Raw genomic sequence first — 15,434 nt, 5'->3', positions numbered from 1 at the left:
ACCGCGGTCTGTAAACAGCCGCGGTAGTAACATTAACCGAATTTTATGACGGCAATAGCCTTACTGTGCCTGATAATCGCTGATCGGTACACAGGAGCAGAACAGATTACGATCGCCATAAACATCATCCAGCCGTTTGACTGTCGGCCAGTATTTATCCTCACTGCCGGCCGGGAAAACGGCCTGTTCACGGGAGTAACTGTGCTGCCAGTCCCCCGTGATTTCCTGCTGGGTATGTGGGGCATTGACCAGCGGGTTATCGTCCGCCGGCCATTCACCCGCGGCCACTTTGTCTATTTCGCTGCGGATCGCCAGCATGGCGGCGATAAACCGGTCCAGTTCCTGCTGACTTTCCGACTCGGTAGGTTCCACCATCAGTGTGCCGGCCACCGGGAATGACATGGTCGGTGCGTGGAAACCGTAGTCAATCAGCCGTTTGGCAATATCCATCTCACTGATCCCGGTCTGCTCTTTCAGTGGGCGGATATCCAGAATACATTCATGCGCCACATGTCCGTGCGCGCCGGTATACAGAATCGGGTAAGCATCGCTGAGCCGGCGGGCAATATAGTTCGCATTCAGAATCGCCACCGAGCTGGCCTGGCGTAAACCTTCTGCGCCCATCATCCGGATATACATCCAGCTGATAGGCAAAATAGAGGCGCTGCCAAAAGGTGCCGCCGAAACCGCCCCTTCACGGGTCAGAACGCCGTCCAGTTGTACCACGCTGTGGCCCGGAACAAACGGGGCCAGGTGCGCTTTAACGCCAATCGGTCCCATTCCCGGCCCGCCGCCGCCATGCGGAATACAGAATGTTTTGTGCAGATTAAGGTGCGAAACATCTGCGCCGATAAATCCGGGCGAGGTGAGCCCGACCTGGGCATTCATATTGGCACCGTCCAGATAGACCTGGCCGCCGTGCTGATGAACAATTTCACAGACCTCACCGATAGTGGCCTCATAGACACCGTGGGTCGAGGGGTAAGTGACCATAATACAGGAGAGTTGTTCACCCGCCTGCCCGGCTTTCAGACGCAGATCATCCAGATCAATGTTGCCCTGTTTATCACAGGCCACCACCACCACTTCCATCCCTGCCATTTGTGCCGAGGCAGGATTGGTGCCGTGGGCAGAGGCCGGAATCAGGCAGATATTGCGTTCCGGCTGCTGGCGGCTTTCATGATAACGGCGGATAGCCAGCAGGCCGGCATACTCCCCCTGGGCCCCGGAATTGGGCTGCATACAGAGGGCATCGTAGCCGGTCAGTTGCACCAGCCAGCGTGACAACATATCAATCATCTGCAGGTAACCGGCTGCCTGAGAGGTCGGACAAAAAGGGTGTAACCCAGCAAATTCCGGCCAGGTGATCGGCAACATTTCTGCAGCGGCATTCAGTTTCATGGTGCAGGAACCGAGCGGGATCATCGCCTGATTCAGAGCCAGATCTTTTTTCTCCAGCCGGTGCAGATAACGCATCATTTCCGTTTCACTGTGATAACGGTTAAACACCGGGTGGCTGAGGATGGCATCAGTACGATATAACGCCTGCGGGATCGAGTGACTTTCTGCCGCCAGTAACTGATCGAGACTTTCAATATCTGCGGGTGCCGTATCACCGGTCAGAATGGTTATCAGAGTCTGCAGATCCTGACGCACGGTGGTCTCATCCAGCGTGATCCCCACCGCCTGGTGCAGATCGGTGCGCAGGTTAACCTGATGCTCAGCCGCACGTTGCAGTACCGCCGCTTTGTCTTTCACTTCCACCATCAGGGTATCAAACCACTGAAGATTACGGATTTTCATACCCCGTTGCTGCAACGCGGCCGCCAGGATATCGGTCATCCGGTGAATACGTTCGGCAATGGTTTTTAGCCCTTGTGGCCCGTGCCACACCGCATACATTCCGGCAATATTGGCCAGCAACACCTGCGAGGTACAGATGTTAGAATTGGCTTTTTCACGGCGGATATGTTGCTCACGGGTCTGCATGGCCATACGCAGCGCCTGATTACCGCTGACATCCCGTGATACCCCGATAATCCGGCCCGGCATGGCACGTTTATGCTCGTCACGGCTGGCGAAGAACGCCGCATGCGGTCCGCCATAGCCCATAGGCACACCAAAACGCTGTGATGACCCAAAGACAATATCCGCGCCCTGAGCGCCCGGTGAGGTCAGTAATACCAGCGCCATAAAATCGGCGGCAACACTGACAATCACCTTGCGTTGTTTTAGCTGAGCGATGATTTCACGGTAGTCATGCAGATGACCGCGGGTACCGCAGTACTGCAGCAGGACGCCAAACAGGTCCTGATGGTCAGCCGCCCGTTCTGCCGCGTCAATGATCAGTTCAAAACCAAAGGTTTCGGCACGGGTCCGTACCACATCCAGGGTTTGCGGATGGACATCATCGGCTACAAAGAATTTGTTGGCATTTTTCAGTTTACTGACGCGTTTCGCCATGGCCATCGCTTCGGCCGCCGCAGTCGCCTCATCCAGCAACGAGGCCGAGGCGATATCCATGCCGGTTAAATCCAGGGTCAGTTGTTGAAAGTTAAGCAGTGCTTCCAGCCGGCCCTGAGAAACCTCCGGCTGATAAGGTGTATAGGCGGTGTACCAGCCCGGATTCTCCAGCAGATTTCGCAGGATCACCGGCGGGGTAATGACCGCGCTGTAACCCATCCCTATCCAGGATTTATAACACTTATTTTTTCCGGCAATTGCCTTAAGCTCAGCCAGAGCCTGTTGCTCAGTGACCGCTTCACCTGTCGCCGGCAGTTCCGGCAAACGGATGGACTGCGGAACAATCGCATTAATCAGTGCCGGTAAGCTGTCCGCACCGATGCTTTGTAGCATGGTTTGTTGCTGCTGTTCGGTCGGGCCAATATGGCGGGAGATAAAGTCGTTCTGGTTTTCAAGCTGGCTGAGAGTCCGGGTCATCGCTGTGCGTCCTGAATCAGGCTGGAATTAATACGGCAGCATCACTGGCGACTGCCGTTTAAGGTCATTCCGGCCACAGACTGTGCAGCCGGGGTCTGGCAGTTATTCGCCAATGGCGGCCTGATAGGCTGCTGCATCCAGCAGGCCATCTTCACCACCGGCAGGTTGCAGTCTGAACAACCAGCCTTCGCTGTAAGGGTCGCTGTTGACCAGCTCCGGGTTTTCTCCCAGCGCTTGGTTAACAGCAATCACTTCACCGTTAAGCGGTGCATAGATATCGGATGCGGCTTTGACGGATTCGGCCACCGCACAATCATCCCCCTGTTGCAGTTGAGCGCCCACCTCAGGCAGGTCAACAAACACCATGTCACCCAGCAGTTGCTGGGCATGTTCGGTAATGCCGACCGTTACACTGCCATCCTGTTCAAAACGCACCCACTCGTGACTTTCACGGTATTTAAGTTCAGCCGGGACATTGCTCATTAGGGTTATCTCCTGAAATTATTCTTTATACCAAAGGTTTGCCGGCGCGAACGAACACCGGCCGGGTGACGGTGACCGGCATCTCACGCTGGCGAATTTGTACCACCGCAGTATCAGTGATTGAGGCAGGAACTCTTGCCAGGGCAATACCGCAGCCCAGGGTGGGGGAAAATGAACCGCTGGTGATAATCCCCTGCTGCTGTACACCGTCACTGTCAGTAAACAGCACCGGCAGCTCATTTCGCAATACACCTTTTTCTTTCAGCACCAGACCGACCAGTTTTTCGTGGCCCTGCCGGCGTTGCTGTTCCAGTGCCTCACGCCCGATAAACTGGCGATCCTCCGGTTGCCAGGCGATAGTCCAGCCCATATTCGCCGCCAGCGGGGACACTGACTCATCCATTTCCTGACCATACAGATTCATGCCGGCTTCCAGCCGCAGGGTATCACGGGCACCGAGCCCGGCCGGTTTCACTCCGGCGTGAAGTAACTTCTGCCAGAAGTCAGCGGCCTGGCTGGCGGGCAGCGCAATTTCATAGCCTGCTTCGCCGGTGTAACCGGTGGTGGCAATAAACAAATCACCACTCTGTACCCCGAAAAACGGTGCCAGCCCTTCGGTTTGCTGACGCTGGCTGTCGGTAAACAGGCTGCGGGCTTTCTGCTGTGCCTGCGGCCCCTGCACCGCTATCAGTGCCAGTTCGCTGCGTTCCTGTAATGTCACCCCAAACCCGCGGGCATGCTCAGTTAACCAGGCCAGGTCTTTTTCTCTGGTGGCAGAGTTGACCACCAGCCGGAAATACTCCTCGCTCAGGAAATAGACAATTAAATCATCAATCACCCCTCCGGAAGCATTCAGCATCGCGCTGTATAAGGCTTTGCCCGGAACGGTCAGTTTGGCGACATCATTCGCCAGCAGATAGCGCAGGAACTCGCGGCTGCGCGGCCCGGTGATATCCACGATGGTCATATGTGAAACATCGAACATTCCGGCATCGTGGCGGACGGCCTGATGTTCATCAATCTGAGAACCGTAATGCAGAGGCATCATCCAGCCGTGAAAATCCACCATTCTGGCCCCGCAGGCCTGATGCTGTTCAAACAAAGGTGTGTGCTGAGTCATAACTGTCCCGTTGATAAGTAAGGGTTTACCCTGAGCCGTCAGGCCGCCACGATTCTCTGTCGCAACGCAAACGTTATCCTTAGCAAAAACTTACCACTGAAAGGCAAAATTAACTATAAGCAAAATAATGGCGAAACAGGGGTGTGCACTATAATGGTGCGCAAATAATTACAGATAAAAACATCACAATATAATAAAACGGCAGTTTAAAACTCCAGAATAATGAGCTTTACTCAGCATATTTGCAGAGTATCGGTAGGGGTTAATGTTAAGACAGGATTCCATTCCCAACACTTCGGATTAGAAAAAGTAAGGCAAAGCACAGCGTCAAATTAGAATAAATCAAACGAGGATCCATTACGGTGCAATCAAGGCTGAGCAGTGCTGAGTCTAGCGTGAAACAGTCAGAATCCTGCGTCCCGGCAATCACTCGAGGTTCATGCAGGAAATTCCGCATCTGAGAAAAACAGGTAAATCGGGCCCGATATAATTCAGGCTTAATGAACGGTGGCTTACCGCTGAAGTGATATACAAAACCTGAGAGCCAATGATTAAATATGACCCGGCGTTGTCCGGAATTTTTGTGTATAGTTGCTGCAAAGTGGTATCTGCATTTTAAGGATGGAAGGTGGATTGCTATGAAAGTGAGTGATGCTACTCAGGTCAGGGTTTAGTCATGCAGACCTGGAAAAACTGAAAAACAATATTGCTCATTACGGCGGATCGCTGGATTCCGTGACCCATGATCTGGCTAACCGCTTTAATGCCTCAAAGTGGATAACTATCGCTGCTTTTACCCTGCTTGCTTTCACACTGATGCTGGCATCTGTAGCTACCAGCATCACGCTTGCGACCACACTGGCGGTTGTATTACCTTTTATATGGTATTTAACGCCAGCGAAACTGGCATATAAGTCATGGCGCTTTCGCAGGTTAATCACTCATTCGAAGCCGTATCATTAATAGACATAAGGTCAAATATGATCTTAGCTTTAACACCATAACCGACAATTTTCATTGTAAGTTTTGGACGGCTTAGGGTGCTGACTTTCCGGTAATCATCGGCGGGCAGATATCGAAATAAACGCCATGTCCCGGGGCGTCTGAACAGACCGAATATGCTACAGGCATTTGCAACCAGCGAGACTGATTTATATAGCCCGAGCCCACTATGACGGCTAAATCCCATAAATTCAGCGGTGGACATAGTTGCATCAGCAACCAAACCCTCTGAGGTTTGATTATCCATTGCATAATGGGCAACTTCTTTACTTATGCCATTCGCGCCCCGGCATAGAGAATAACTAATCTTTATTTATCCGACAAAACTGCCAGCATTTAAATGAGATGACTGGCGGTTGAGAAAACCCAATGATAAATACTGCAACAAGTAACGATATACCACCACCAAAAATATATCCGGAGTCATCAATCTTCAAAAAACAAAGAAACAAAAAACAGGCAACACAACAACAGAAAACCCACAGGAAAATTTTAAACCTTCGGGCTAACTCTGTGATAACTTCCTTAAACGTACCGCCAAAGTTATCGATATTATTCTGTAGTTTCTGTAACTCCTTCACCGTGAAACCCGCAGCCAGAAGGCGATCTTTACTGTAATCCCTGGTCATCTCATCAAATTGCTTTTCTAATCTGCCTGACAATACCCCAGTAAACGAACCACCGTTGATACAAACGAGATAGCATTGAACATATAATATCAGGTGTGATGCCTACTTGAATATCTTTTAGCTATAAACCCAAAGCATATCAATAGATAGCATTCCATGTTCTTTCGCGCGCACAGGATATTGTCGGAAGCGACCATGAGTAACTAATTTCTCTAATTTTTTGATTAAGACCTGACAACCAGCCCGGGAATTATCAGCATAGTAGTCTAATGCGAATAATTCCGGAGGGTCGGGATCGTCAATAGCTGTATTTCCAGTGGTGATGTCTATCTTGCAAATTGTACCAGAATATTTTTTCAGTTCCGTCTGAGTAAACATACCATTAATCTGTTTTTGAACCTGATTACGATAAATTTCAACAGCAGAAAAAATTACCGGTAAATACGAATTTTCAACAGTCTTGTCACCTGATTTTTTGCTGGTAAGGTAATCCTTAATTTCCACAGTAGAGTCAGTACTGCGTTGCCAGCCTGGAGGTGCAAGGAATACTTCAATAGCGGCAGTTGCATTACCTATTGATAACAATACAGCTATTCCAGCAACAATAAACCTGACCATTTATAAGATATTCCCGTGATTGACTATTTACCTGATTAATATTTTAACAAATATTAATCGATTTCTTGAATATATCATTCACCCTGTAGTGCTTGCTTTGAGTGTGTCGCTGTTTCTTTACTTCTCATATCTCCATTATCGTTCAATTCACGATGTCTCCCGGCTGCTGAGGCTTTCCAGTCTTTGTTATCAACTGCCGCATGGGCTGATAATTCATCATCCACAGCCACCAGAAAAGCGGCGTAAGGTTGACTCGTATCCCGGCTGCCGTATTCGTCATAACGAGGCTCCATTACTCAACATTCAGCGGTTAAGTAAATCCATCAGTAACCGGAACAGCCGCTGGTCATCGACCCCGGTAATCACTTTCGCGTTGGGCTGACGTCCGGCCAGATGCCGTTCACTGACAAAACCGACACTTCGCCCGTAGTTAATGCCGGGGGTACAGTCGACACTCACCCATGCCGGAATCCCCGTAAAACAGTCAGGATCTAACAGTCCGGCGATCACACAGGGATCATGCAGACAAGGATCGGCTGCGCCGTAATCTGCCAGCATTACGGCTGCCAGCTGACAGGACGCTGAATCCGATTGCCGCAACGCTTCGATGCGCGGTGCGGTTAACAGCGCCTTTGAGGTCACATCCAGTCCGAACAGGGTCAGTGGCACTCCGGCCGCCAGTACCACTTCGGCGGCATGGGGATCGCAGGCAAAATTAAACTCAGCCGCCGGGGTAGTATTCCCCGGACAGAATACCGCCCCGCCCATCACGACTATCTGTTTTATTTGCGGGGCTATTTCCGGTGCCTTAATCAGAGCCAGGGCAATGTTGGTCATTGGGCCGAGCACGCAGAGTGTAATCTCACCAGCTGCCGCCAGCACAGTGTCGATAATAAAATCGACGGCATGTTGTTGTGCGGGACGTAGCTCCGATTCAGGCAGGCCACTGTTGCCCAGGCCATCTGCGCCGTGTACTGACGAGAGGCGGGCGGGTCCCGGAAAAATCGCCCGCGAACATCCGGCAAACACCGGGATATCTTCCCGCTGCAGGAAAGAGAGAATACGTAATGCATTACGGGTGACCGCCGGCAAAGGCAGATTACCGGCTACCGTAGTAATTCCGCACACCTCAAGCTGCTCACCCGCGGCCAGTGCCATCATTAATGCCACAGCATCATCAACACCCGGGTCACAATCGATAATTATCTTTTCCATACCCTCTCCTGCCCTGCGGATATCGTTCCGCAGAGCCTGTCGTGATAAGTCGCTTATTTGAGTAACTGATTGGTGTAGTATTTATCGGCCGGTAACACCGTCTTAATCTGACCGGTCGCCTGCAAAGCTTTGGCAATCGGCAACCAGTTGTCATCATTCTGCATCATGTAACCCTGCGGCCCTTTCATATCCGGTGAGATAATTTTCCAGGCTTTGGTGCTCAGAGCCACTGAACCACTGTCCGGATAGGCTTTATGCAACAGTTCTGCGGCATCATCCGGATGAGCCGCTGCCCATTCGGTGGCTTTAATCGTGGCCTGCATCCATTTCTTCGCTACATCACCATGTTGCTGCAGATAGCGGGTCGAGGCGGTATAAGCCCATACCGGCACATCCGGCACTCCGGCATCTTTACCCACCAGCTGTCCCGGAGTCTTGTTTTGTGACAGTTCCACATCCGGAACCAGGAAGTTATTGGTATTGGTGGCAATATCCACTTTACCGGCCAGCAGCAACGGCACATCACTGTCCTGGGCAATAATAAATTTCACATCACTTTCCTGAAGTCCTGCCGCTTTCAGCACAAACGGCATCATCGCTTTACTCCAGGAATCGGTATAGATCGCGATCGATTTACCTTTCAGATCTTTCAGTGACACCGGCACTCCGGGGCGGGTGAACAGCCCCCAGTTATTATGCTGGGCATACAGACCCACCGCGATCACCGGCAGCCCCTGATCGGCCGCAAACACCACGTCTGTGGTGGCATTCAGACCAACATCGGCCTGGCCCAGCGCCAGCATCCGGGCGGTGGTTTGCGAATCTGGCGGGAATATGACTTTCACGTCCAGCCCCGCCTGCTGGTAGAAACCTTTTTCCTGCCCGACCACAATCGGGATCAATTCGTGATCAGCGCCGGCCCAGTCATAAACAAAGCGGATCGGAGTCAGAGTTTCGGCATGCGCAAAGCCCGCCGAAACACCGGACAGTAATGCACTGAGAATGGCGGTACGAATAATAGCTGCTTTCACTGTGTCTACCTCTGTCGGGATAATAGGTTACGGTGAGTTTCACCGGGCTTAACGTAAATAACGCGGGGCTTTGGTCCGGCTACGCCAAGGGGTAGCTATCCTTTCCAGGCCCAGGACAATCAGAAACGAACCCACGCCAATCGATGTCAGCAGGATCATCGCCGCATATACCCCGGCGGTATCCATTCGCGCATTAGCGCTGAGCAGATATGTGCCCAACCCCTGTTGTGCCGAGGCCGTCCATTCACCGATCACCGCGCCCGTTACCGCATAGGTCGCCCCGATTTTAAGACCGGAGAACAACGGACCTACGCAGGCCGGCAGTTTGACCAGCATAAATACCCGCAGCGGTTTGCCGCCCATCAGCCTGGCCAGGTTCAGCATATCGCGGTCGATGCCCGCCAGCCCGTCCAGCACATTGACCACCACCGGGAAAAAGACAATCCAGGCCACGATAATCAGCTTAGGCAGCAGACCGAAACCAAAAATAATCACCAGCGGTGCGGCAATCGCGACAATCGGCACTGCCTGGGAAACGATTAACGCCGGCATGACCAGTCGCTGAACCAGTGGAATTTGCCCCATCAGCAATGCCAGTACAAAGCCCGCCACCGCGCCAAGCAGATACCCCATGGCGGTTTCAGATAATGTCTGCCAGGTCAGTAACTGCAGGCGCTGTCCATTTTCCACCAGGGTCCGGAAGGCGGTTAGCGGAGAAGGAATCACATACTGTGGCAGCCCGGAAACCCAGATTACCAACTGCCACAGCACGATAATCATCACCAGCGAAATCAGCCAGACCAGCACCGCCCGCCAGGGATGTTGCTGAGTATTATTCATGGCGCCCTCCGTTTTGTTTCTCATCGTGATACAGGCGGCTCATGATTTGCCGTTTCAGCTGCACAAACGTCTCTCCGGTCAGATCTTCCAGGGTGCGGGGCCTTGGCAGTTGCACCGTCAGGATTTCGGCAATCCGTCCCGGACGCGGGGTCATCACCACAATCCGGTCCGCCAGGAAAATCGCTTCATCCACATCGTGGGTGACAAACAGCACCGTGCGGTTCAGGTCACGCCAGATTTGTAATAACCACTCCTGCATACTGAATCTGGTCTGGGCATCCAGAGCACCGAAGGGTTCATCCAGCAGCATCACTTCTTTGCCGGCGGCGACGGTTCGCATCATCGCTACCCGCTGGCGCATTCCGCCCGACAACGCATGGGGATAATGGTCGAGAAAATCCCCCAGCCCGTAACGGGTCGCCAGTTCCTCAGCCTGATGGCGATCGGCCGCACTCACTCCACGGGTTAACGCGGCGGCCAGGGTGATATTACCGCGCACGGTACGCCACGGCAGCATCAGATCTTTTTGCAGCATATAGCCGACCTGGCCTGGCTTATTCGTGACATCTTTTCCCTCCAGCATAATCCGTCCTTCACTGGACGGCAGCAGCCCGGAGACCACGTTAAACAGGGTACTTTTGCCGCAGCCTGAAGCGCCAAGAATGCAGATAAACTCGCCTTCCCGGACCTGCAGGCTGACATTACTCAGCGCGGTGACGTCCCCGTAACGCACGGTGAGATTATTAATTTCCAGCCGGATCGGTCGTGAATCCCCGGGGTCCGCCGCAGGAGGCAGATCTGTGGTCAGTACAGACATAGAGTCTCCCTGTCAGGATAGTGTTAGTTAAGCGCAGAAGACTGGATGAGTTGCACACCCCGGGAAAGCATCTGTTGGCGGGCGGCAGCCAGTGAACCCTGTATATCGATAGCTTTACAGGCATCCTCAATCACCGAGGTCGTAAAGCCCGCCAGACTGGCATCGATGGCTGTCATCGAGACGCAAAAATCGGTTGCCAGTCCCACGATATACAGTGTGTGGATATCGCGGGCACGTAAGTAAGCGGCGAGTCCGGTGGTGGTTTGCCGGTCAGCTTCAGTAAATGCCGAATAACTGTCGATATGGGAATGGCAACCTTTGCGGATAATCAGCTGCGCATGAGGGACCTGCAAACCAGCATGCAGAGCAGCATCTTCACTGCCCTGAACCGCATGAACCGGCCAGAGAATTTGCGGACCGTAGGGAGTATCGATAAATTCACCCGCTTGCTTCCCCGGATGATTCGCCGCGAAGGAGATATGTCCGGCCGGATGCCAGTCCTGGGTCAGGATAACGTTGGAGAAGCGGCTTGCCAGCTGGTTGATTAGCGGGATAATGGTTTCACCGCCCTCGACCGCCAGTGTTCCGCCGGTGACAAAGCAATTCTGTACATCGACAATAATTAACGCGCTGTGCTGGTCATTCGCCGGCACCGTGGTCGCTGATGACTGCATAACATTATCCCCGTCATTATAATAAGCGCTGTCGCAATGCACCGGCGCCAGGCGAAGGGCAACCGACGTTCAGATTATGACCATCGCTAACCGCAATGCCCGATTATAGGTTCATATTTCAGATACTTAAAGCACTATATTCCCTGTGAAATTTTTACCATAATAGGAGTTTCTTATCCGGCGGGGAGACATTTACCGGAAGCAAAAACCGGTGAACCGCTTAGCCTCTGTGATGAATCACTGAACAGGGGGGGAGATTATCTTATTGTGGCCCGCAGGAATGCGGGCCGGATTGCAAAGTTAACTATTTTTCAGCCAGTCAGGCAGATCATGCAGACCCATCGCCTGTTTAAGTAACTGAGGCTTCACCCCGGGTAAGGTATCCGCCAGTTTCAGGCCAATATCCCGCAGCAGTTTACGGGCCGGATTGCTACCGGCAAACAGATCGCGAAAGCCCTGCATCGAAGCCAGCATCAGGGCCGCACTGTGTTTCCGGCTGCGCTCATAGCGACGCAGATAGAGGTGCTGACCAATGTCTTTCCCTTGTTGCTGTAAGCGGCGAATTTCACCCATCAGTTCAGCCGCATCCATAAAGCCGAGATTCACGCCCTGCCCCGCCAGCGGATGGATGGTATGGGCGGCATCGCCCACCAGAGCCAGACGGTGGGCGGCAAACTGACGTGCATAGCGGGCCGTCAGCGGGAAGGTTTTACGCTCGCTTTCCAGCTGACAATGCCCCAGTTTCATGTCAAAGGCTACCGCCAGTTGCTGATTAAACTGATCTTCGGACATGCCCTGCGCCCGGCTGGCCTGCTGTGGATCACAGGACCAGACGATGGAACTGAGGTGCGGGTCCTGTAATGGCAGAAACGCCAGAATACCTTCCGGATAAAAAATCTGCCGGGCGACCGACCCGTGGGGCTGTTCGGTACGGATATTGGCGACCAGCGCATGATGCTGGTAGTCCCGGAATACCAGAGGGATATCAGCTTTGTCGCGTAGCCAGGAGTTGGCACCGTCGGCAGCCACCAGCAATCTGGCGGTTAACATCGTACCGTCCTGCAGGGTAACAAAGGCTTCGTTATCACCGAAGGCTACCTGTTGTAACTGAGCAGGCGCTATCAGTTGGATATCGCTGCACTGACTGGCACGTTGCCAGAGTGCATGGTGAATCACCTGATTTTCAACAATATGTCCCAGGCTGGCGATGCCCTGGGGTCGTTCATCAAAACGGATATGACCAAAGCTGTCTTTTTCCCAGACTTCCATCCCGTGGTAAGCACTGGCCCGCATCGCCAGAATATCCTGCCATACGCCGAGATGGCTGAGCAGCCGTTCGCTGGCAAGGTTGATTGCCGACACCCGGATGGCAGGGGCAGCCTGCATATCAGGAGCACGGGGAGGTGTTTGTTCCAGCACCGCCACCTTCAGCCCACTCCCCTGTAGCCCACAGCCGACGGCCAGTCCGACCATACCGCCTCCGGCAATCACAACATCAAAGCTTTGCATCACTGTTCTCTCATTAACGTTTTACCCAGCCCAGAGTGCGCCCGGCCAGTTGGTGCTTAAGCCACGGCAATTTACCCATGACACTTAAACCGGCATTTCGGCCGATAATTAACGGCAGGTCCTGATTAGAGAATAACCTGACCAGTCCGTCGGTAATGGCGACCGTTTTCTGTCTGTCCGGCAGGCGACGCTGCCGGTACTGTTCCAGCACCGAATAACTGCCAGTATCCTGCCCTTCCGTATGGGCCTGCGCCACGGTTTCGGCCAGGGTCATCACATCTCGCAGCCCGAGATTAAATCCCTGTCCGGCAATAGGATGCAGCGTTTGTGCGGCATTTCCCACCAGCGCCAGCCGGTGGCGGGTGATCTCCGTCGCCTGCTGTAACACCAGAGGATAGTAATCGCGTTTGCCACAGTGCAGAAAACGCCCCTGACGCCAGCCAAAGGCCTGTTGCAGCTGGTCGAGAAACTGCGGGTCACTCCAATGGTGAACCTGTTCACGCAGTTCTGCCGGCAGGCTCCAAACCAGCGAAAAACGATTTCCGGACATCGGCAGCAGTGCCAGTGGCCCGTCGGTGGTGAAGCGTTCATAGGCCCTGCCGCGTGGGGGCTCACTGGTGGTCACATTGGCGATAACTGCCAGTTGCCGGTAGTCCTCTCTTTGCCAGTGAACACCACATCCTGCCGCCAGCGGGGAACCCGAACCATTTGCCATCACCAGCAGACTGCCGCTGAGTTGCTGACCATCATTCAGGCTTACTGTCACCTGCTCTGCTGTCCGATGTACCTCTGTAACCTGTGCAGGGCAAATCACCGTGACACCACGGGCTTTTTTTAGCCGCTCAAATAAACGCTGACCGGCTTCGTGCAGTTCAATCACATTACCCAGCGCTGGCACCCCGTATTCACGGTGACTGATGCCGACATAGCCTGGATGCCCGCGATCACTGACATGAATATCGGTAATCGCTGTCGCGCAGTCGCTCAGTGAAGGCCAGACACCAATATTCTGCAACTGCTGACAAGTGCCGGCCGCCAGAGCGATGGCCCTGCCGTCAAAGCCGGGATGACCACGTTCACCCGGTGTGGTCGCTTCAATCAGAGTGACAGGAAGTTTTCCATTCGTCAGGTGAGAAACGGCCAGTGCCAGGGTCGCACCGGTCATCCCTCCCCCCGCAATTATCATGCTCATGCTGGCGTATTTTATCCGTTACTGGTGTGACTTTCTGGCCGCAGCCATCAGTGCCTCGATATCATCTGCTGTTTTTACTACAGTATCGGTCAGGTTTTCATGACCGTGCTCAGTAATCAGGATATCGTCTTCAATTCTTATACCAATCCCGCGATATTGTGCAGGAACATCGGCATCCGGCGCAATGTAAAGCCCTGGCTCCACGGTCAGTACCATGCCTGGCTCCAGCAGCCGTTCACGGGAAGGAGAACCATAGTCGCCCACATCATGCACATCCAGCCCCATCCAGTGACCCAGTCCGTGCATATAAAACTGCCGGTGGGCATTTTCAGCAATCAGGGTATCCACATCGCCCTGCATCACGCCCAGTTCAACCAGCCCGCTGACCATAATACGGATCACCTGGTCATTCACTTCACGGATACTGACGCCCGGCCGGTAGACCGATAAGGCATGTTCCAGCGAGGCCAGTACTATGTCATAAATCTGTCGTTGTGCCGGGCTGAAACGTCCGTTAACCGGAAACGTCCGGGTGATATCGCCGGCATAGCCATAGAGTTCGCATCCGGCATCAATCAGGACCAGATCACCATCGCGCAACTCGCTCTCATTTTCGGTGTAGTGCAGAATACAGCCATTTTCACCGCCACCCACAATGGTGTTATAGGAAGCAAACCGCGAACCGTGGCGGCTGAACTCATGCAGGATTTCGCCTTCCAACTGATATTCAAACATCCCGGGGCAGCAGCGTTCCATGGCACGCTGATGTGCCAGTGCCGAAATTTTGCCGGTTTTGCGCAGGATAGCTATCTCTTCGGCATCTTTAAATAACCGCATTTCATGCACCCACGGCCGCCAGTCAGTGACGGTCGCCGGGGCCTGCAAATTTTGACGGCTGCCATTGCGTAAGGTCTCCAGCGCGGAAGAGAGCTTCTGGTCGGCAAACGGATACTCACCCGGCGCGTGATAAACAACATCCAGCCCATTGAGCAGTTGCGAGAGTTGCTGGTCCACATCCTCCCAGGGTAACGCCTTATCCACCCCCAGCTTTTCCGGGGCCGCTTGTTGCCCCAGACGACGGCCAAACCAGATTTCAGCATTCAGGTCACGGACGCGGTTAAACAGTACACTGTGATTATGATTTTCATCGCTTTTAATCAATACCAGCAACGCTTCTGGTTCGTTAAATCCGGTGAAGTACCAGAAATCACTGTTCTGACGAAACAGATACTCGGTGTCACGGCTGCGGGTGACTTCCGGAGCGGCAAAGATTAATGCGGCACTGCCGGGCACCATTTTGGCCAGCAAAGACTGGCGGCGTTGTAGATAATTTTCCAGAGTAATCATAATCAGGCTCCCTGTTT

The 15,434-nt window shown here is 53.2% G+C and carries 15 protein-coding genes; 1 reads left to right on the top strand and 14 read right to left on the bottom strand.

Annotated elements, in window-relative coordinates; all coding sequences use genetic code 11:
- Window positions 1-60 precede the first annotated feature (60 nt).
- The 3 genes from gcvP to gcvT form a co-directional block, all read right to left on the bottom strand.
- Window positions 61-2,940 (bottom strand): aminomethyl-transferring glycine dehydrogenase, encoded by a 2,880-nt coding sequence (gene gcvP, locus HA49_RS12955; protein ID WP_038018132.1) that lies wholly within the window; start codon window positions 2,938-2,940, stop codon window positions 61-63.
- 102 nt (window positions 2,941-3,042) lie between these two features.
- Window positions 3,043-3,423, bottom strand: a complete 381-nt coding sequence (gene gcvH, locus HA49_RS12950; RefSeq protein WP_038018129.1) for a glycine cleavage system protein GcvH — start codon at window positions 3,421-3,423, stop codon at window positions 3,043-3,045.
- A gap of 25 nt (window positions 3,424-3,448) precedes the next feature.
- Entirely contained in the window at window positions 3,449-4,543 is a 1,095-nt protein-coding gene (gcvT, locus tag HA49_RS12945; RefSeq protein ID WP_038018127.1) for a glycine cleavage system aminomethyltransferase GcvT, read from the bottom strand.
- A gap of 651 nt (window positions 4,544-5,194) precedes the next feature.
- Between gcvT and HA49_RS12940 the strand changes: the two genes are divergently transcribed.
- The gene (locus HA49_RS12940; protein WP_038018124.1) at window positions 5,195-5,506 is read left to right on the top strand and encodes a hypothetical protein; all 312 of its coding nucleotides are present in this window, start codon (window positions 5,195-5,197) and stop codon (window positions 5,504-5,506) included.
- On the opposite strand, the gene HA49_RS12935 is transcribed toward HA49_RS12940, so the two are convergent.
- The 11 genes from HA49_RS12935 to pepP form a co-directional block, all read right to left on the bottom strand.
- On the bottom strand, window positions 5,481-5,852 hold the full coding sequence (locus HA49_RS12935) for a DUF4225 domain-containing protein (RefSeq protein WP_281177716.1): 372 nt from the start codon (window positions 5,850-5,852) through the stop codon (window positions 5,481-5,483). The two genes, HA49_RS12940 and HA49_RS12935, sit on opposite strands and share 26 nt — an antisense overlap.
- A 439-nt stretch (window positions 5,853-6,291) precedes the next feature.
- Window positions 6,292-6,792, bottom strand: coding sequence for a hypothetical protein (locus tag HA49_RS12925; protein WP_038018120.1), 501 nt, complete (start codon window positions 6,790-6,792; stop codon window positions 6,292-6,294).
- A 74-nt stretch (window positions 6,793-6,866) separates the two neighbouring features.
- Window positions 6,867-7,085, bottom strand: a complete 219-nt coding sequence (locus HA49_RS12920) for a hypothetical protein (RefSeq protein ID WP_038018117.1) — start codon at window positions 7,083-7,085, stop codon at window positions 6,867-6,869.
- 10 nt (window positions 7,086-7,095) lie between these two features.
- Window positions 7,096-8,007, bottom strand: a complete 912-nt coding sequence (locus HA49_RS12915; protein ID WP_038018113.1) for a nucleoside hydrolase — start codon at window positions 8,005-8,007, stop codon at window positions 7,096-7,098.
- A 53-nt stretch (window positions 8,008-8,060) separates the two neighbouring features.
- The gene (locus HA49_RS12910) at window positions 8,061-9,038 is read right to left on the bottom strand and encodes an ABC transporter substrate-binding protein (protein WP_038018110.1); all 978 of its coding nucleotides are present in this window, start codon (window positions 9,036-9,038) and stop codon (window positions 8,061-8,063) included.
- Window positions 9,039-9,086: 48 nt separating this feature from the next.
- A complete protein-coding gene (locus tag HA49_RS12905) occupies window positions 9,087-9,878 on the bottom strand; it encodes an ABC transporter permease (protein ID WP_038018108.1) in 792 nt (263 codons plus the stop codon).
- Entirely contained in the window at window positions 9,871-10,695 is an 825-nt protein-coding gene (locus tag HA49_RS12900) for an ABC transporter ATP-binding protein (protein ID WP_046791824.1), read from the bottom strand. The genes HA49_RS12905 and HA49_RS12900 overlap by 8 nt, the downstream gene beginning before the upstream one ends.
- Before the next feature lie 23 nt (window positions 10,696-10,718).
- Window positions 10,719-11,369 (bottom strand): bifunctional nicotinamidase/pyrazinamidase, encoded by a 651-nt coding sequence (pncA, locus tag HA49_RS12895; protein ID WP_046791823.1) that lies wholly within the window; start codon window positions 11,367-11,369, stop codon window positions 10,719-10,721.
- A gap of 300 nt (window positions 11,370-11,669) precedes the next feature.
- Window positions 11,670-12,878: an FAD-dependent 2-octaprenylphenol hydroxylase gene (gene ubiI / locus HA49_RS12890; RefSeq protein WP_038018105.1), complete on the bottom strand. Its 1,209-nt coding sequence runs from the start codon at window positions 12,876-12,878 to the stop codon at window positions 11,670-11,672.
- A gap of 13 nt (window positions 12,879-12,891) precedes the next feature.
- Window positions 12,892-14,070 (bottom strand): 2-octaprenyl-6-methoxyphenyl hydroxylase, encoded by a 1,179-nt coding sequence (gene ubiH, locus HA49_RS12885; protein WP_038018103.1) that lies wholly within the window; start codon window positions 14,068-14,070, stop codon window positions 12,892-12,894.
- An 18-nt stretch (window positions 14,071-14,088) separates the two neighbouring features.
- The gene (gene pepP, locus HA49_RS12880; RefSeq protein WP_038018100.1) at window positions 14,089-15,417 is read right to left on the bottom strand and encodes a Xaa-Pro aminopeptidase; all 1,329 of its coding nucleotides are present in this window, start codon (window positions 15,415-15,417) and stop codon (window positions 14,089-14,091) included.
- Window positions 15,418-15,434 lie beyond the last annotated feature (17 nt).

The organism is Tatumella morbirosei, assembly GCF_000757425.2.
GTDB classification, from domain to species: Bacteria; Pseudomonadota; Gammaproteobacteria; order Enterobacterales; family Enterobacteriaceae; genus Tatumella; species Tatumella morbirosei.
Note: the sequence above shows the minus strand (reverse complement) of the source record. Positions and strands in the feature narration are given on the sequence as shown.